Raw genomic sequence first — 17,866 nt, forward strand, 5'->3', positions numbered from 1 at the left:
ACGGAAAGTTTAATGATGCAAGCAGAGACGATGAGAAAAAGAAAGCCCGGAGGTTGCTACGGCCCTCAAGTGAAAGAAACGACGATATCATAGCCAAAGCGGAGAATTGTCACCGCGATAATCAACAGGAAAAACACACGGATAAACTGGTTGCCTTTCAGGATGGCCAGCCTGGCTCCCAGAAACGCCCCCGACAGATTGGCTACGGCCATTGGCAGGGCAATGGTATAAAGCATAGTGCCTTTAATGGCAAAAAACAGTACACTGGCCAGGTTAGTCGATGCATTGATCCATTTGGCATGGGCGCTGGCTTTCAGAAAATCAAATCCAATCAGTGCAATAAACCCCAGAACCAGAAAGCTGCCGGTTCCCGGGCCAAAGAAACCGTCGTAGAACCCAATCAGCCCACCCATCAGCCACATACGACTCCGCTGCTGACTGGCCGAAAGGGTGCGCTGGTTGGCCTGCCCGAAATTTTTCCGGCTGAGGGTATAGATAAACACGGCCGTCAGGATCACCAACGCGAGCGGTTTCATGAAGCTGTTGGGTACGCGCGTGAGCGTCCACGAGCCTAACCACGACATGCCGAACGCAATGGCCATGGCCGGGCCGATAAAACGCCCAGCCACCGCCACCCGACGACTATATTGAGTCGCTCCCATAAGACTCCCGGCCAGTGATGGAATCTTCGTCGTACCGATCAGCGTCGGTACGGGATAATTGGGCAAGGTAAACAACATAGCTGGCGTTTGGATGAGTCCTCCACCCCCGATAATTGCGTCAATAAAGCCCGCCAGGAACGAAAAGCCACAGAGCGTAAGCGGGGTACTATAGTCCATAAACAGTGGGTTCTTGACTAAAGAAGCGCTTCCTCATGGGTTTAGGTTTCCGTTTCACCGGTTAAAATTTTCACTTCACTCACGAACTTCAATTTATTTCTTTTACCCTACCTGCTTGTGTCGTAATTTTGTACATTAAAAAGAACTAGCATGGCGGAATCAGTACGGCAATTGGGTGCGTTGATGCGGAAAGAGTTTCTGCTCGAATGGCGGCAACGCTACGCACTTAATGGCATGCTGTTGTACATTGTCGGGGCGGTGTTCGTGTGCTACCTGAGTTTCAGCGCCCGGCGGGGCCTGCTGACGCCGATTGTCTGGAATACACTATTCTGGATTATTTTGCTCTTTACGGCCATCAATGCCATTGCCAAGAGCTTTGTGCAGGAACGGGCCGGCCGGCTTTTGTACTATTACACGCTGGCGAGTCCGCAGCAGATTATTCTGTCGAAGATTCTGTACAATATCGTGTTGATGCTGGCCCTGGCCGGACTTGGATTTGTGGTCTATGCGTTCGTGCTGGGGAATCCGGTGCAGGACGTACTGTTGTATTTGTTGAGTCTGGCGTTGGGGGCAATTGGCTTTGCGGCTTCGTTGACCCTGATCGCGGGCATAGCCTCGAAGGCCGAAAACTCAGCGACCCTGATGGCCGTATTGAGCTTCCCGATCGTGCTGCCGCTGCTGCTGATGCTGCTTCGGGTCTCGAAAAATGCCATCGACGGTCTCGACCGCAGCGTAAGCTGGGATGAAATTGGGATTGTGCTGGCAATTGATGCGATTGTACTCGCCTTGTCATGGATGCTGTTTCCGTTTCTATGGCGGAGCTAGAATCGGTAGTTGGTATTTGGTTTACGGTTTTCAGTTTTCGGCTGTACGAGATTGCGTTAGTCCGCCGGAGCACTGGAGCGCCGAAATCGTAAACCGAAAACCGTAAATTGTAAGAAAAATGAAAAATTCCTGGTGGAAGATTCTTGCCGTTGCCATTCTTACCTACACCGTATTCTGGGGAATATTGGGTAAGGTGCCGCGGCAACCAATTCTAAACGAAAGCATCCGCAACGTGTACTTCCACGTACCGCTGTGGTTTGGCATGACTACGTTGCTGCTCACGTCAGCTATTTTTTCGATACGTTACCTGCGGAGCGGCCTTGCCGACCATGATCGGATCGCGGTTGAATTTGCCAACACAGGTATCGTATTTGGTCTGCTGGGGTGTGCGACCGGCTCAGTGTGGGCCAATTTTACCTGGGGTGAGCCGTGGCCGAACGACCCAAAACTAAACGGGGCCGCTGTGGCAATGCTACTGTATTTTGCTTATCTGATTCTGCGCGGTTCGTTCGATGATGAGCAGCGACGCGCCCGGATTTCGGCGGTGTACAACATCTTTGCGTTTGCGGTCTTTGTTCCGCTGATATTTATTCTGCCGCGCCTGACCGATTCACTGCACCCCGGCAACGGGGGTAATCCGGCATTCGGGCAGTACGACATGAATAGCCAGATGCGGATGGTGTTTTACCCGGCCGTTATCGGTTTCACGCTCCTGGGCGTCTGGATTACTGAACTACGGGTCAGATTAAGCCGAATTCGCGCCGTTGTTGAGGAATGATTCGGGGTTACTTTTCGTTACCTGATTACCATTATGAGCTTATTTCTAAAAGGCAAACTTGCACTGGCAACGGTTCTGCTGACCGCCCAGAACCTTTTCGCTCAACAGCCTGTCACGGACGGGGTTGAGATGGCCGACCGGCTCCGGGCCGATGGCAAGATCTGGGTCGTCGTAGCCGTCATCGCAGTGGTGTTTGCCGGCATTATTACGTATCTGATTCAGTTGGACCGGAAGATCGGCAAACTGGAGAATGAAGTAAAAGACAAACATCAGCCCCTAAACGTCCGGTAGTGATGTCCTATTACATAGGTCGGACGTCCACCATTAACGATTACGTACAATGAAACTTTCTCACATCTTCGGCATCATCGTTATCGCCATTGCCATTGCTATCATCGTTTCTACCGCCGGCGACGCCAGTTCGTACGTGACCTTCACTCAGGCTGCTCAGATGGCCAAGGATGGTAACGACGATATGATTCACGTGGTCGGCAAACTGAAAAAAGATGCTGCCGGGCAGATCGAAGGGTTGTTTTATCAGCCCGAGATGGACCCCAATCATTTTGAGTTCACGCTCGTCGACAACGATAACCGAGTGCAGAAGGTGGTGTATAACGCGCCGAAGCCGCAGGATTTCGATCGGTCGGAGCAGGTTGTCGTGATCGGCTCGATGCAGGACGACCACTTTCAGTGCAACAAGATTCTGCTGAAGTGCCCATCGAAGTATCAGGACGGCAAGCTGGAAACCACCGAACACGAGGCCAAAACGGCTAAGCTGTAAGGTGTTGGGTGGCGCGACACAGTTTGTGCTCTGCCACTTATTCAATACTTCATTGATTCAATCATTCAACCAATGATCCATACAACGGTCGGTAATATCGGTCACTTCTTTGTCATTCTGTCGTTTGTAACGGCGTTGGTCTCGACGATCGCGTATCTGCTCGTGGCTCTTTCTCAGCGTAAGGCTGATAGCGCTCCTGTTGAGTTCGAGCGCGCAGAGCGACTGGAATACGCCGAAGTGACCAGTGCAGGGGCCGGTCGGACCAGTATTCCGGTTTCTTCCAAACGCCCCAGAACCGACAAGAAAACTCCGTCTGGCAAGGCAGCCGTTGCCGGTAAGGCGGGTGAACCCCGCAACGACTGGCGGATGCTGGCCCGCTGGGCTTTTTATGTTCATGGCGTGGCGGTTGTGGGTATCGTAGGCGCTTTGTTCTACATTGTCAGCAATCACTATTTCGAGTACCATTACGCGTGGAGCTACTCGTCAAAAGCGCTCCCGGCCGAATATATCATCTCCAGTTTCTGGCACGGCCAGGAGGGTAGTTTCCTGCTCTGGATTTTCTGGAATGCGGTGCTGGGTGTGATCCTGATCAACACAAACCGAAAGTGGGAAGCGCCGATGATGATGGTGTTTGCCCTTGTGCAGGCTTTTCTGGCGTCGATGATTCTGGGGGTTGTGTTCGGCGATACATTAAAGATTGGCTCATCGCCGTTCCTGTTGCTGCGGGAAGCCATGCCCGACGCACCCATCTTCGCGACCGACCCGCTGTTTGTTCCGGAAGATGGGAAAGGCATGAATCCGCTGCTCCAGAACTACTGGATGGTGATTCACCCCCCTACTCTATTTTTAGGTTTTGCCCTGACCCTGGTTCCGTTTGCTTACTGCATGGCCGGGCTATGGCGTAACCAGCCGCTCGAATGGATTCGGCCGGCGCTGCCCTGGACCCTGCTGGGTGCCATGATTCTGGGCGTCGGGATTATGATGGGTGGCTACTGGGCCTACGAAACCCTCAACTTCGGTGGCTACTGGAACTGGGATCCCGTCGAAAATGCCGTGTATGTACCGTGGTTGATTATGGTGGCCGCGCTGCATACCATGCTCATCGCCAAGCGCAGTTCTACCGGCCTGAAAACGGCTATTATCCTGACGATCGCCCAGTTTATCCTGATTTTGTACTCTACGTTCCTGACCCGGAGTGGTATTCTCGGTAATGCGTCGGTACACTCGTTTACGGATTTGGGCCTGTCGGGTCAACTGTTGGTTTATCTGTTTGCGTTTATTATCCTGTCCGTTTTCCTGGCGGCCCGTAAGTGGAAACTCATCCCGAGCGATGAGCAGGAAACCTCGGTATACACGAAAGAGTTCTGGCTCTTTATCGGCGCTACGGTGCTGTGCCTGGCAGGTTTTCAGGTGATTGCAACCACATCGATTCCGGTATACAACAGCATTCTGGAGTCGTTTGGTAAGGTATCAAATCTCGCGCTGCCGGTCGATCAGATTGCTCACTACAACAAGTTCCAGATCTGGTTCTTTGCCATTATTGCATTGCTGTCGGGCATTGGTCAGTACATGTGGTGGCGGAAAGTAGAGAACCGAAACTGGAATGCCCTCGTAACGCCGGCTATTCTCACCCTGTTGATCAGTGCGGGATTGATTGCCTTCGGTGAAGTTCGGAACCCCGTATACATGGCTCTGCTGGTAGCTTCGGTATTCGCTATTGTCGCTAACGGTACCATTCTGCTGGGTGTTATTCGGGGTAACTATCGACTGTCGGGTGGTGCAGTAGCCCATATTGGTATGGCACTCATGCTCATCGGCGTCTTGTTTTCATCGGGCTACTCCCGGGTTATTTCGCTGAACAACAGTGGCATTCTGATTTCGCGCTCCGAAGACTTCACCAAGAACGACAATAAGGAAAACAAAGAGAACGTCCTGCTCTGGCTGAACCAGTCCGAACGGATGGATCAGTATCAGCTAACGTACCGCGGTCAGCGTATTGAAGCACGCGACGTACCTGGTTATTTTCCGCGTTCATGGGTACAGCTCATCGAGGGTGATTTCCACGGCATTGCGCTACGCGATATCGACGTCAACGGCAAAGTCTACCATAAAAAAGGGGATACGCTGGCCCTCTTTCCTGAAAATATTTTCTACGAGGTTGAGTACCGTGAGCCAAGTGGCAAAATCTTTACGTTGTATCCGCGACTTCAGGTCAACGAACGGATGGGCGTAGTGTTATCACCAGATATTAGCCGTAAGGTCGGCCGCGATCTTTACACGTACGTAGCAACAGCCCCCGATCCAACGGCCGAAGATCAGTGGGACAAAACCGAAACGTACAGTGTAGCCTTAAAGGATACATTTTTCCTGAATGATTATGTGGCGATTCTGGACGATGTAGTACGTACAAACGACGTTGATGGTACGGAACTTGGCCCGAACGATGCTGCCGTAAAGGCGCAGGTGCGGGTACTGGACAAAAACGGTGAGCATATCCTGTCGCCGGCATTCATTATCAAAGACCGCCTGGTTGGTCGCCGGGCCGAAACGAATGAAGAGCTGGGCCTTCGCATCCAGTTGAACGAAATTGACCCCCGTACCGGCAAATTCACCTTCGCCGTTAACCGAAAGCAGCGCGATTACATCGTCCTGAAAGCCTTTGAAAAGCCGCTCATCAATGTCCTTTGGATCGGTACGTTCATTCTGGTCATTGGCTTCCTGATGGCAACGGTCCGTCGGTACCGCGAATTTTCGAAAATGCGGAACAAGGGCATGGCATAATCGTTAATTAGTCAGTTGGTCAGCCGAGCTATGCAGGTGTGCATGGTTTGGCTGACCAACTGGTTTTTGTTTATGAAACTGTCCGAAACCATATTGATTGCCCTGGCGCTTGGATCACTGCTTTTATGGATTCTGGAAGTCCGCCGGACCAGTTTTGCCGAAAGCTACTGGATACTGATGGTCTGCCTGGCGTTCCTGTTTTCATTCCAGTTCGTCCGCAACCGGCGGCTAGAACGGGAGAAAATCGTGTCGCCAACCATCAAGCAAATGGAGGCTGACCGGAATCGGAAGAAGAAAAAGAAATAGATTGCGGTTTTCCCATGGAATTCTTTACCCTTCTGTTTGGTGCGTTACTAGCGCTCGTTACGGCCGGCTTTTTCTCCGCCGTGGAGATGGCCTATGTATCAGTGAACCGGTTGTATTTTGAGATTCACAGCAAGCAGGGACCGCTCAGCGAGAAGCTGGTTTCAGGCTTTTTGAAAAACCCAATCCTGTTTATCGGGACCACACTCACCGGCAATACCCTCTTTCTGGTTACGTTCACGGTGCTGGGCGTTACGGTGCTGAATCCGTTATTGTTGTCTATGTTGCCGGCAGGGTGGGCCGAAAGTGAGTTCATGCTCATTACGCTTGAGACTATTCTCCTGACCGTTATTTTTCTGCCCCTGGCCGATTACTTACCCAAGAGCCTGGCCCTGATTCACCCGGATGCCTTTCTGGAACGTCTGGCTGTGCCGTTGTGGGTCATTTATCAGGCTATTGCTCCTATCGTTCGTGTGCTGGTTGGTATTGCCCGTTTCGTGATTCGCTACGTATTGGGTCGGCAGCAGACCGAAATCAAGCCGGTTTTTGGGCTGACGGACCTCAACAACTACCTTCAGCAGCTTAATCAGAAAGCAGATACACAGGAGGACCTGGAAGTTGACACGCGTATCTTCAACAACGCCATCGAATTCCGCGATGTGCGCGTTCGTGACTGTCTGGTTCCCCGCACCGAAATTGCGGCCGTCGCCGTTGATGATACGCTGGAAGATCTTCGGCAGGCATTTCAGACCAGCGGACACTCTAAAATTGTGGTGTATCGCGAGAATATTGATGACGTGATTGGCTACTGCCACGCCCTGGCCCTGTTCCAGAAGCCGTCGTCCATCGAACAGATTCTGACCCCTATCATTACCGTTCCGGAAACAATGCCCGCCCAGGATCTGCTGATGCGCTTTCTGGCCGAGCGGAAAAGTCTGGCTCTCGTCGTTGACGAATTTGGAGGAACGGCCGGCATCGTCAGCGTCGAGGACATGGTCGAACAGATCTTCGGCGAGATTCAGGACGAGTACGATACCAACGAGGACTGGGTCGAACGGCAGATCGACGACTGGACATGGCTGCTCAGCGCCCGTCATGAAATCGACGACCTGAACGAGAAATACGGCTGGACAATACCTGAAGGCGACTACGATACACTCGGCGGCTATATTCTGGCCGAAAATGAAGACCTGCCAAAGGTGGGGGATATTATTGACCTTTCTCCCTTTACGTTTACGATCGTGTCAATGAGCGGTACGCGGATAGACACCGTTAGAGTGCATCTGAATCGGGAAGCGGCCGAGTAAGCGTTTCTTCTAAGGCAATGCGAACGCTACGTATTTATCCCCGGATTTGGTCTTGAGTTTGCCCCCTCCGCAGGCAAGCACTACGTACTGTCTCCCGCCTATGGCATACGTACTCGGTGAGGCATAGCCGGCAGCCGGCAGTGACGTTTGCCACAACACCTTGCCCGTTTGGGTATCAAACGCCCGAAATTGTTCATCCCGACTGGCCGCAATAAATAACAGCCGGCTGGCCGTGACGAGTGGACCACCGTAGTTATCCGTACCCGTTGGCGGAATACCCCGCGCCGTTAGTTCCGGATACTCACCCAATGGCACCTGCCACCGACGCTTACCGGAGTTTAGATCAACGGCCGTAAGGGTTCCCCAGGGGGGCGTACTGACCGGGTATCCATTCGCATCGTACCAGCGGTTATAGCCCGTATGCTGATACGGTACAGTTGTTGCCTGCGACGAAACCACGGCTTGTGCCGACTCTTTCTGAAACAGAAAATCAATGAGCGCTTTGTGTTCAGCCGCTGACAGGTGGGCGAAGGAAGGCATCATACTACGGCCTTTCTGTAGAATCTGCCTGACCTGATCAACCGACAGCCGCTTGTCAATCGCGACCAGCGACGGGTAAGAGCCATCGTGGTTCCCGCGCCGGTCGGTACCGTGGCAGGCGGCACACCGCAGGTTGTATAGCTGCGTACCGGTCAGTGCAGTTCCGGCCGAGGCTGTCCGGCGCTTTTCCAGGGAAGTGTACACCGGAATCTCTTTGGCCGGTACGTATAGGACGCCATCCGGGTCGACCGCAGCGCCACCCCATTGTCCTCCGCCATCGGTACCCGGGTAAAATATGGTCAGCGTCTGGGTGATGGGCAGATACGCCCGACCGGTTCGGGCCTGCCGGATAACGCCCGCCAGCGAATCCCGGTTGGCGACAAAGGAATTAAGGTCTTTTTCAGTAAATGCCTGCCGGGTGAAGTAATCCGGTCCAAGCGGGATTGGTTGTGTCGAAAATGGCTGCTCACCCGCTACTCCATCCGTCGGAACAGGCCGTTCGTCAATGGGAAATAAAGGTTTACCCGTAACGCGATCAAACACAAAAATATAACCCTGCTTGGTAATCTGCGCTACGGCATCAATACGCTTTGGCTTCCCATCGGGTCCTTTATGCGTTACAGTCAGCAGGTTTGGTGGAGCGGGAGGATCGCGGTCCCAGATGTCGTGGTGCACCAGTTGAAAATGCCACAATCGCTTACCCGTTTGTGCATCCAGCGCCAGCAGGCAGTTGGCAAACAGGTTACTTCCCTGGCGATTCCCCCCGTAAAAATCATAAGCCGCCGAGCCGGTGGGGATGTAAACAATCCCTCGCTCCCGATCAATGGCCATTCCCGCCCAGGCATTGGCTCCACCAACGTGCTGACGCCCGGGCCGTGGCGACCACGTATCATATCCTGTTTCGCCGGCCTGCGGTATGGTCCGAAATGTCCAGACGAGTTTACCCGTTCGGGTATCGAACGCCCGGACGTCGCCCAATAAGGCCGTTTCTGATTCGGCCACCCGCGCACCTACAATCAACAGGTTTTTATAAATCGTGTTGGGTGTATTCGATACCACATACTCATCCGCCCCCGGCCGCTCCAATCCCGTTCGGAGATTAATTCGCCCCTGCTCGCCAAAACTGGCAATGGGTCGCCCGGTCTGGGCATCGAGTGCGTACAGCCATTTGCCAGCCCCGAAAAAGATTTGGGCAGTTCGGCCATCCGTCCAATACGTAACGCCCCGGCTGGTGGTGCCACCATTGTCGGTCAGTGCCGTTTTCCAGATCTCCCGACCCGTAGCCGCATCGAGCGCAAACGCCTGTGTACCTGCTGATACACCGTAGAGTATTCCACCTACCACAATGGGATTACACTGCATCTGCGTCCTGTTCTGCACCGTATCAGCCCCGCCCGATTCATACGTCCAGGCCACCCGCAGGTGCTGCACATTATCGGGCGTTATCTGGGCAAGAGCCGAATAGTGGTTCCGGGCACCGTTGCCGTTGTATTCAAGCCAGTCGGTATCCGGTACCGGCAAAATAGGCAGTTTCATGCCGGCGTTCAGCAGTAATCCTACGGCGAACAACCACAGAAGTAAGCGTTTCATGAGCAGGCGGGAAAGTCTCGGGGTTCTATAAGGCAAAATACGGGGGTAAGCGTTTTATACTAATGCCCCGTATATGGCTCAGGCAATCGGCAGGTAGATTTGAAACGTAGCCCCCTCGCCTTCGCGACTGGTGGCCCGGATGTAGCCCCGGTGGTTATCCGTTATCTTGCGGCAGATGGCCAGACCGATGCCCGTCCCCGGATAATGACTGCGGCCGTGTAGCCGCTGAAAAATGGTGAAGATCCGGTCCGTATACTTTTCATCGAACCCGATACCGTTGTCCTTCACGTCGATCCGGACAAACGACCGGCGTTCATCCGTCAGCAACACACCCTGTATGCTACGGCCTTCGACCATAACGGCCGAAATAACGACGTGTGGCGGTACCCCCTCCTTACAAAACTTCAGGGCGTTGGACAGCAGATTCTGAAACAACCTGTGCAACTGCGGAGCATCCCCCATCAGGGCTGGCAAATCATCGAATTCGATAACGGCCCGTTTTTCCTGAATGATCAGATCCAGATCCTGAACGACACTATTGACCACCGACGCCAGCGACACCAGCTCGTGTGTTTCCTGCATATTGGTCAGTCGCGAAAACTCGAGCAGATCTTTGATCAGATCCGACATCCGGGCCGCTGCCGATTGCATCCGGTGTACCAGATCGGCTCCGGACTCACCCAATGCGGGTACGTATTGCGCCCGTAATACATCGCCAAAGGCCTGAATTTTTCGCAGCGGCTCCTGCAAATCGTGGCTGGCTACGTAGGCAAACTGCTCCAGACTTTCGTTTGACCGCTTTAGTTCCGTCACCGACTGCTCAAGTTCGCGCTGGTAGCGCCGGGCCTGGCTGATGTTCCGGTAAATGGCCATGGCCATCAACGTATCGCCGGCTTCGGCTTCGTCGTTGACGGGCCCCACGTACACTTCGTATACCCGATCGCCGACCGGCTGGATCAGTGTCCGGCTAATGCCCCCGAGGGCATCCTGCAGGTAGTTCCTCAACTCAGTACGATAGGTTGGCCGTAGTGCCTGATCCAGCCGACGGTCGATAATACCAGTCGGCGGATTAAGCGGAAACAGCTCTTCCGGCAACTCGCCATTAGCAAACACAACCCGCAGGTTACTGTTCACTACCAGAGCACCTACATCCGGTACGTTACGAGACATGGTGTTGAACAGGATGGCCTGGCTCCGCAGCACCTGAAGCATTTTTTTTGTCTCGTTGGTACTGGTATAGCTCACCAGCAGTTTGTTCGTGCTGAAAGGTGTGACCGATACGTCGAGGTAATGGATAGCGTCGCCTTTTGGGTAGCTGTCCTCAAGCCGCACAGGCACTCCCGTTTGAATAACCTCAAGATATTTCTGCCAAGGTGTGGGCATTGCACCCGGCAACAACTCCAGCATACCTTTGCCCACCACTTCGTCGCGGGAGCGGCCTATATCGTTCAGTACCGACTGGCTGATGCTTTCATAAATCAGGTCAACTACCTCGCCGGCGTCGTTGCGCTTAATGTCAAAGATGACGAGTCCACTGGCCAGGCTATTGAGGAGATCGGTGAACTGATGGGCCTGCCGCTCGATATGTTTAAGCTGTTCAACCTGTTCAGAAATATCCAGCAGCGAAATCACGAACCCGTCTTCCAGCTTAACCATCGATAAATCGAAGGTCATGTGATGCGAAGGGATGTACTGCACTCTACGCTCAGGAATACCCGTTTCCGTTACGCGGACCATCGCCTGAAAAAGCTCATTGGCTGCCTCGCCGGGCTTTCCCCGTTCTGGATACCGTTCCAGCATGGTTCTCACCCTGAAATCCTCGGCGGTCTGTCGCGTTTGTTGTTCAGCCGCCGTATTGTGCAGTACTTCCTGGAAATCAACAATCTGCCCCAGCCCCTGACCGTTAGAACTCGCTTCGCGAATAGCCCGGTAATAGATCACTCCATTCAGCGCGCTGTTGAGGATGGTTCGAAGCAGCGTGTTCTGGTGGAGTTCGCGGGCTATCTGTTCTTTATGCTCAGTGATGTCCGTAAACGAAAACACAACGTGCCGACCATCATTGGCGGAACTGATAATTAGCTTATACCAGCCGGGGTGCCCCGTATCCTGAATGACATATGGCAGTTCATGGGTACTTTTCTGACCGGTTCTGATCACCTGCAGCGCTGTCTCCCAAAGGCTGGTTTCCTGTCCGTTGGGAAACATTTCGCTTATTTTCCCGCCTATCTTACTGCGAAGGTTGACCCCTATGATCTCCGACGCCCGGCAATTTTCCATCAACAATCGGAAGTCGGGAGACGCCCCGTCGGGGTCTTCCAAAAGTTCATATACTGCTATCCCCGTGGCAGAATGATCTAAAGCGATCTGCCAGAGCGACGAAATTACAGTATCCGATGGAAGCGTTGCGTCCATAAACGTGTGCAAAGAAGGTAAACGAAGGTAAAGAACCGCCGGAAGATTGGCAAACCAAATCCAGTCCCGGTGGGTAGGTTATCCACCCGAACTGGACTGGGCTCATATACGTAGCTACTCTGCCAGGGTAGGCAGATACACCCGGAAGGTAGCGCCACGTCCGGGCTGGCTGCTGGCGTAAATAACCCCATTATGGTTTTCGATTACGCGCTTGCAGATGGCCAGACCGACGCCCGTACCGGCGTACTGCTGGCGGGTATGCAGCCGCTGAAAAACCTGAAAAATACGGTCGGCATATTTCGGATCGAACCCAATGCCGTTGTCCTGCACGCTTATTTCGCAGAAAGAGCTTTGTCCGTTTACCGATACGTCCGCGCCCATAACGGCCCGGCAGTTGATTCGCACCACCGCCGACTGCCCCGGTGGCTGAAACTTGATGGCATTACTCAGCAAATTCTCGAACAACTGATAAAGTTGCGTCTGATCGCCGAGCACCTCCGGCAAGCGATCGACATCCACGGTGATATTCGCCTTTTTTTGCTCCGGATTTAATTCCCGAACTACATCGGCCAACACTTTTGTTAGCGATACCCGCCGGAATGACTCGCGGTGCGTACTAACCCGCGAATACGCCAGTACGTCCCGAATCAGCTCCGACATCCGGCCAGCCGCCGATTGCATACGTTGCACGATGTCCTTTCCCGAATCATCCAGTACGTCGGCATACTGGTCGACCAGTACGTCGCTGAAGGCCGTAATCTTCCGCAGCGGCTCCTGTAGATCATGGCTGGCTACGTACGCAAACTGCTGCAGGTTATCATTGGCGCGTTGGAGCCCCAGATTGGCTGCTTCAATTTCCTGCTGATGCCGCTTACTGGCCGTAATATCGACCAGTGTTAGTACGATACCATCGCCCCACTTCATCACGGAAATTTCGAACCAGCCCGTTAGTTGATCGTAGTTATACTCCTGCTCAAACCGCATCGACTGGCCGGTTTCGATCACCTGCAAATAGCGATTGAACAGCCCGGTTTCAATAACGTGCGGAAAATATTCGAGCATCGTGTGGCCAATTACCTGCTCGTCGGTACGACTGACGCTTTGCCGGCTGGCTTCATTCTGCGCTACGTAACGGAAATCGACAATACGGCCGTCCGCAGGGTCCCGAACCGCTTCAAACGCAATGATGAGGCTCGACGAGTTATCGAGGACAGAACGTAACAGTTCAGCCTGCTTTTCCTTGGCCAGCTCCGCTTTTTTGAGGGCGGTCACATCCACAAACGTAGCGACCACACCCTTACCGTAAGGCCTGATGCGGACATTGTACCATCCATCATAGTCCCCAACCGGGTAATTCATCCCGTTCAATCTGACAGGCTCTCCGGATTCAGCCACGTGGATGTGCCAACTCAGCACGCCATTCGTGGTAGCACCGGGCCAGACCTGCGAGTACCGCTGCCCAATCAGTTCGGCGCGGCTACGTTTGGTAATTCGCTCAGCGTCTTCATTGATGTGCGTAAAAACAAAATCGATTATCCGACCCGACTCATCCCGTACTGCATCCATTACGGCAATTCCCGTCTGCGCGTAATCCAGAACGGTTTGAAACAACGCCTGTTCGTTTAATCGTTGCTGCTCAACCAGTTTGGTGGCCGTAACATCTGCCATAGACACCAGTACGCCATCCTCAAATTTTGTCAAAGCCTGAAGCAGCCACACATTACCGCCCTCAAAGTAGTGCTCGATCCGAACGGAGCGGCCCGTATGTACAACGTTGACGTATTGCTCGAAGATGCCGCTTGCACAGCCGTCCGGATCGAGCGTCAGCATGCTATTATTAAGAATCTGTTCTTCGGTAAAACCCGTTAAGACGGCAGCCTGACTATTACATCTGATGACGTCAAAATCGACAATTTGCTCTGATCCGTCGCGTATAGCCCGGCATACTAAAATGCCGTTAAGCGACGTCTGAAATACGCTTTCCAACAGTAGTTCCGACGACAGGGTAAGCGGGTACATTAATGGTAGTGGTTTATCAAGGAAGGTTATTTATGTGGTTTAAAATAAACTTTTTTTCTGATTTCGCAGACACTATCAACCTGGATTAAAAAAATTATTGCCGCCCGGCATTTACCTGCCGCGTCGAACGCTCACGTTTTGATGCTTTCTTTGCAGCATACATTAATCATCCGGTTCGTCCCCTTGAATCCAACAATCATCAAACGAGAAGTGGCCCGGCATCTGCTTACCGTACAGGCCGTTCGTCTGCGGCCCGATCAACCATTCACCTGGAGTTCGGGTTGGCAGTCGCCCATTTATTGCGACAACCGCGTTGCCCTTTCTTATCCGGACGTACGGACGTACATCAAGAATGCCCTGGCTGACGTCATTCGCCAGCATTTTCCCTCCGCTGAGGTTATTGCTGGCGTTGCAACGGCCGGTATTCCGCAGGGGGCATTGGTAGCCGACGTATTAGGGCTTCCATACTGCTACGTCCGGCCCGAGCCGAAAAAACACGGGATGGGTAATCAGATTGAAGGAAGGCTGGAAGCCGGGGCGCGGGTCGTTGTAATTGAAGACCTGATCTCAACCGGCGGTAGTTCTCTGAAAGTCGTGGATGCCCTCCGCCAGGCCGGGGCTGAGGTACTCGGTATGGCGGCTATTTTTACGTATGGATTTCCACTGGCAGCCCAGAACTTCGCCGATAAAAATGTATCGCTGGTTTGCCTCAGCGATTATGAAGCACTACTTACCGAGGCTCAGTCGCTGAACTACATTTCTGCCGACGCTATGGAATCACTGGCAGCCTGGCGCGAAAACCCGGCCGAGTGGGGTCGATAGTTCATCCGTTGTGCTTTAGAGAAATCACTATCTTGCAGTATGTCAACCGTAACTGCCCGCATTGAACGTACGCCTTACGAAACCCACATTTCAGGCAAAACCCAGGTAATTGTCGCTGATGAACCGTTCGATGTCGGCGGGTTAGACCGGGGTATGCGACCCACCGAGTTGTTATGCAGTGCCCTGGCCAGTTGTATCGTTATCACCCTGCGAATGTACGCCGACCGCAAAGGCTGGCCGCTCGAATCGGCGGTGGCTCATGTCGACTACGCGCGCGATGTAGAAAACAACCGGTCGCTGTTTACAACGCAAGTGATTTTAAACGGTGATTTATCCGAAGAACAACGCCTGCGACTACGTGAAATTGCGGATCGCTGCCCTATTCATAAAGCACTGGCAAACCCCATTGACTTCGATACTGCCCTGATTGAGCCATGACGCCTTCTGAAGATATCACCAAGACTTATACCAACGGCGAAATTACCGTCGTCTGGAAACCTGCTGTATGCATTCATTCCAAGCTCTGCTGGACACAGCTTATCGACGTGTTCAATCCACGTGCCCGGCCGTGGGTAAACATGAGTGGAGCTTCCACCGACCGGATCATCGAACAGGTTGATCGATGCCCATCTAAAGCCTTAAGCTATTTCCGTAACGAGGAACATGTCAAACCGGAAGATATAGAGGCCGAAAGTATTGTTGAGCCCCTGCTCAATGGTCCATTACTGGTGTATGGCAACCTGCGCGTAAAAGATGCCGAAGGGCACGAAACCTTGAAACACAACGTCACTGCTTTCTGCCGTTGTGGCTCGAGCAGTAATAAACCTTATTGCGACGGATCACACATCAAGGTTAATTTCAAGGGGTAGATTCGCCAGGATTATCCGCTTTTAGGATCAACATCAGTAAGGTTGTCATGTTGATCCGCTTCCTTTTTGCTTTCCTGTTCATAGTTCCATCCGTTTTTGCGCAGACGAAACCCTGGTCGCAGAAAATGGCTGACACCTTTATGGCCAGGCACAACGATTCCATCGTAACCGGGAATCAGAAAAATGCTCGCTGGGATTACGAACAGGGACTCGTACTCAAGGCCATCGAACGGGTCTGGAACCGAACCGGCGACGGTAAATACTACGACTATATTCTGAATAATATCAATCAGTTTGTCGGGAAAGATGGCAGCATCCGTACGTATAAGCCCGGCGACTACAACCTCGATAATATTGCAACCGGCCGCTTACTGCTCATGCTGAGCCAGCAGACACAGCCAGGCCGCGAACGTTACCAAAAGGCAGCTACCCTACTCCGACAGCAGCTTAAGGAGCAACCCCGCACAAAAGAGGGCGGCTTCTGGCATAAGCAGCAGTATCCAAATCAGATGTGGCTCGATGGGCTATACATGGCCGAGCCATTCTATGCCGAACACGCTCTTTTGTTTAATGAACCAACCGCTTTTGATGACATCGCCAACCAGTTTGCCCTGATTGAAAAACACCTTATTGATCCAAAAACCGGCCTGCTTTATCATGGCTACGATGAGAGCCGACAGCAACGATGGGCCAATTCTAAAACGGGTCAGTCGCCAACTTTCTGGGGTCGTGCCCTGGGTTGGTACGCCATGTCCCTGGTTGACGTACTGGATTACTTTCCCGATAATCATCCTGAGCGGACACAACTGGTAAGCTATCTGCAACGGCTGATGCCAGTGTTGGTTCAGTATCAAGACCCAGCATCCGGCGGCTGGTACCAGATTATTGATCAGGGTAGTCGCCAGGGCAATTATATAGAATCATCTGCTACGTCGATGTTGGTGTATGCATTAGCTAAAGGAGTTCGTAAAGGATACCTCCCCAATAGCTTGTTGAACAACGCCCGGAGAGGCTACCAGGGCGTACTTGACAAATTTGTTAAATCTGATACCGACGGGCTTTTTAGCCTCGACGGGGTTGTCAGCGTCGGCGGTCTAGGTGGTGAACCTTACCGAGACGGCAGCTATGCTTACTATTTAAGTGAACCGATTCGAAAAAACGACTTGAAAGGCATTGGGTCATTCATTATGGCCAGTGTAGAGATGGAAATTGCCGCTGAGCAGTCGGTTGGAGCCGGGAAAACAGTTGGGCTTGATTACTACTTCAACAACGAATACCGCTCAACAGCCACGGGTCAGGAACGTTTTCATTATACCTGGGAAGACCGTACCCATTCAGGTTTTTGGCTATGGGGTTCTATCTTCCAAGATCTTGGCGCAAATACACAGGCTGTTACGATAGCTCCCACTAGCTCCAGTTTAAATGCTTTGGATGTGTATATCATTGTCGACCCTGATTCTCCGAAAGAAGCCAAACAACCGAACTACGTTCGAGCGCAGGATGTAAAAGCAATTAGCGATTGGGTTAAAGCAGGGGGAGTTCTGGTTTTGATGGCCAACGACACGGCCAACTGTGAAATTCCACACTTCAATCAATTAGCGCAGGCTTTTGGCATTCGGTTTATGGATAAGAACCGTAATAGCGTTGAAGGAACCAAATGGGAACAAGGCCGGCTTGATATTCCAGCGAATCACCCCATCTTTAAACACACTAACACAGTATATATTAAGGATTTGGCTACCCTTGACATACAGGCTCCAGCTACAGCAGTCTTAAAAGCCGATAATGACGTTATCATCGCTGTTTCACAATATGGCAAGGGAACAGTCTTTGCAGTTGGCGATCCCTGGCTATACAACGAATACACCGACGGTCGCCGGATACCAGCAACTTATCAAAACTTTTCGGCCGCTAAAGATTTGGCAATTTGGCTGCTTATTGAGTCAAAGAAAGGTTTGCGGACTCAGAAATAGGTGCAATTCATAAAATTCTAATCCATG

The 17,866-nt window shown here is 52.5% G+C and carries 15 protein-coding genes; 11 read left to right on the forward strand and 4 right to left on the reverse strand.

Annotated features, from left to right (window positions below):
- Positions 1 to 65: 65 nt before the first annotated feature.
- Positions 66 to 839 (reverse strand): sulfite exporter TauE/SafE family protein, encoded by a 774-nt coding sequence (locus BN8_RS20245; RefSeq protein ID WP_009283803.1) that lies wholly within the window; start codon positions 837 to 839, stop codon positions 66 to 68.
- A 150-nt stretch (positions 840 to 989) separates the two neighbouring features.
- Here BN8_RS20245 and BN8_RS20250 point away from each other — a divergent pair, with 150 nt between their 5' ends.
- The 7 genes from BN8_RS20250 to BN8_RS20280 all read left to right on the forward strand — a co-directional run bounded on the left by BN8_RS20250 (position 990) and on the right by BN8_RS20280 (position 7,614).
- On the forward strand, positions 990 to 1,664 hold the full coding sequence (locus BN8_RS20250) for a heme exporter protein CcmB (protein WP_009283804.1): 675 nt from the start codon (positions 990 to 992) through the stop codon (positions 1,662 to 1,664).
- A gap of 118 nt (positions 1,665 to 1,782) precedes the next feature.
- Positions 1,783 to 2,442 (forward strand): cytochrome c biogenesis protein CcsA, encoded by a 660-nt coding sequence (ccsA, locus tag BN8_RS20255; RefSeq protein ID WP_009283805.1) that lies wholly within the window; start codon positions 1,783 to 1,785, stop codon positions 2,440 to 2,442.
- Positions 2,443 to 2,475: 33 nt separating this feature from the next.
- The gene (locus tag BN8_RS20260; RefSeq protein WP_009283806.1) at positions 2,476 to 2,733 is read left to right on the forward strand and encodes a CcmD family protein; all 258 of its coding nucleotides are present in this window, start codon (positions 2,476 to 2,478) and stop codon (positions 2,731 to 2,733) included.
- A 49-nt stretch (positions 2,734 to 2,782) separates the two neighbouring features.
- Complete coding sequence (locus tag BN8_RS20265) at positions 2,783 to 3,223, forward strand: cytochrome c maturation protein CcmE domain-containing protein (protein ID WP_009283807.1); 441 nt, start codon at positions 2,783 to 2,785, stop codon at positions 3,221 to 3,223.
- Between the two features lie 72 nt (positions 3,224 to 3,295).
- The gene (ccsA, locus tag BN8_RS20270; protein ID WP_009283808.1) at positions 3,296 to 6,004 is read left to right on the forward strand and encodes a cytochrome c biogenesis protein CcsA; all 2,709 of its coding nucleotides are present in this window, start codon (positions 3,296 to 3,298) and stop codon (positions 6,002 to 6,004) included.
- 72 nt (positions 6,005 to 6,076) lie between these two features.
- Entirely contained in the window at positions 6,077 to 6,310 is a 234-nt protein-coding gene (locus BN8_RS20275) for a hypothetical protein (protein WP_040006649.1), read from the forward strand.
- A 14-nt stretch (positions 6,311 to 6,324) separates the two neighbouring features.
- Positions 6,325 to 7,614 carry a hemolysin family protein gene (locus BN8_RS20280; protein WP_009283810.1) on the forward strand — a complete coding sequence of 430 codons (1,290 nt, stop codon included), beginning with the start codon at positions 6,325 to 6,327 and terminating at the stop codon, positions 7,612 to 7,614.
- 9 nt (positions 7,615 to 7,623) lie between these two features.
- On the opposite strand, the gene BN8_RS20285 is transcribed toward BN8_RS20280, so the two are convergent.
- From BN8_RS20285 to BN8_RS20295, 3 genes are all read right to left on the reverse strand, one after another.
- Positions 7,624 to 9,744 (reverse strand): outer membrane protein assembly factor BamB family protein, encoded by a 2,121-nt coding sequence (locus BN8_RS20285; protein WP_009283811.1) that lies wholly within the window; start codon positions 9,742 to 9,744, stop codon positions 7,624 to 7,626.
- 78 nt (positions 9,745 to 9,822) lie between these two features.
- Complete coding sequence (locus BN8_RS31965) at positions 9,823 to 12,156, reverse strand: PAS domain-containing sensor histidine kinase (RefSeq protein WP_009283812.1); 2,334 nt, start codon at positions 12,154 to 12,156, stop codon at positions 9,823 to 9,825.
- 114 nt (positions 12,157 to 12,270) lie between these two features.
- Positions 12,271 to 14,175, reverse strand: coding sequence for an ATP-binding protein (locus BN8_RS20295; protein WP_009283813.1), 1,905 nt, complete (start codon positions 14,173 to 14,175; stop codon positions 12,271 to 12,273).
- Between the two features lie 141 nt (positions 14,176 to 14,316).
- Here BN8_RS20295 and pyrE point away from each other — a divergent pair, with 141 nt between their 5' ends.
- The 4 genes from pyrE to BN8_RS20315 are packed head-to-tail and all read left to right on the forward strand — an operon-like array spanning position 14,317 to position 17,839.
- A complete protein-coding gene (gene pyrE / locus BN8_RS20300) occupies positions 14,317 to 14,997 on the forward strand; it encodes an orotate phosphoribosyltransferase (RefSeq protein ID WP_009283814.1) in 681 nt (226 codons plus the stop codon).
- A 39-nt stretch (positions 14,998 to 15,036) separates the two neighbouring features.
- A complete protein-coding gene (locus tag BN8_RS20305) occupies positions 15,037 to 15,435 on the forward strand; it encodes an OsmC family protein (RefSeq protein ID WP_009283815.1) in 399 nt (132 codons plus the stop codon).
- Entirely contained in the window at positions 15,432 to 15,866 is a 435-nt protein-coding gene (locus BN8_RS20310; protein ID WP_009283816.1) for a (4Fe-4S)-binding protein, read from the forward strand. Before BN8_RS20305 ends, BN8_RS20310 begins: the two co-directional genes overlap by 4 nt.
- A 47-nt stretch (positions 15,867 to 15,913) precedes the next feature.
- Positions 15,914 to 17,839 carry a glycoside hydrolase family 88/105 protein gene (locus BN8_RS20315; protein WP_009283817.1) on the forward strand — a complete coding sequence of 642 codons (1,926 nt, stop codon included), beginning with the start codon at positions 15,914 to 15,916 and terminating at the stop codon, positions 17,837 to 17,839.
- Positions 17,840 to 17,866: the final 27 nt, after the last annotated feature.

It is taken from the genome of Fibrisoma limi BUZ 3 (assembly GCF_000296815.2).
GTDB classification, from domain to species: Bacteria; Bacteroidota; Bacteroidia; order Cytophagales; family Spirosomataceae; genus Fibrisoma; species Fibrisoma limi.

Coding starts and splice junctions, on each gene's coding strand:
- BN8_RS20245 (WP_009283803.1), bottom strand. CDS start 839: ATGGACTATAGTACCCCGCTTACGCTCTGTGGCTTTTCGTTCCTGGCG.
- BN8_RS20250 (WP_009283804.1), top strand. CDS start 990: ATGGCGGAATCAGTACGGCAATTGGGTGCGTTGATGCGGAAAGAGTTT.
- ccsA (WP_009283805.1), top strand. CDS start 1,783: ATGAAAAATTCCTGGTGGAAGATTCTTGCCGTTGCCATTCTTACCTAC.
- BN8_RS20260 (WP_009283806.1), top strand. CDS start 2,476: ATGAGCTTATTTCTAAAAGGCAAACTTGCACTGGCAACGGTTCTGCTG.
- BN8_RS20265 (WP_009283807.1), top strand. CDS start 2,783: ATGAAACTTTCTCACATCTTCGGCATCATCGTTATCGCCATTGCCATT.
- ccsA (WP_009283808.1), top strand. CDS start 3,296: ATGATCCATACAACGGTCGGTAATATCGGTCACTTCTTTGTCATTCTG.
- BN8_RS20275 (WP_040006649.1), top strand. CDS start 6,077: ATGAAACTGTCCGAAACCATATTGATTGCCCTGGCGCTTGGATCACTG.
- BN8_RS20280 (WP_009283810.1), top strand. CDS start 6,325: ATGGAATTCTTTACCCTTCTGTTTGGTGCGTTACTAGCGCTCGTTACG.
- BN8_RS20285 (WP_009283811.1), bottom strand. CDS start 9,744: ATGAAACGCTTACTTCTGTGGTTGTTCGCCGTAGGATTACTGCTGAAC.
- BN8_RS31965 (WP_009283812.1), bottom strand. CDS start 12,156: ATGGACGCAACGCTTCCATCGGATACTGTAATTTCGTCGCTCTGGCAG.
- BN8_RS20295 (WP_009283813.1), bottom strand. CDS start 14,175: ATGTACCCGCTTACCCTGTCGTCGGAACTACTGTTGGAAAGCGTATTT.
- pyrE (WP_009283814.1), top strand. CDS start 14,317: ATGCTTTCTTTGCAGCATACATTAATCATCCGGTTCGTCCCCTTGAAT.
- BN8_RS20305 (WP_009283815.1), top strand. CDS start 15,037: ATGTCAACCGTAACTGCCCGCATTGAACGTACGCCTTACGAAACCCAC.
- BN8_RS20310 (WP_009283816.1), top strand. CDS start 15,432: ATGACGCCTTCTGAAGATATCACCAAGACTTATACCAACGGCGAAATT.
- BN8_RS20315 (WP_009283817.1), top strand. CDS start 15,914: ATGTTGATCCGCTTCCTTTTTGCTTTCCTGTTCATAGTTCCATCCGTT.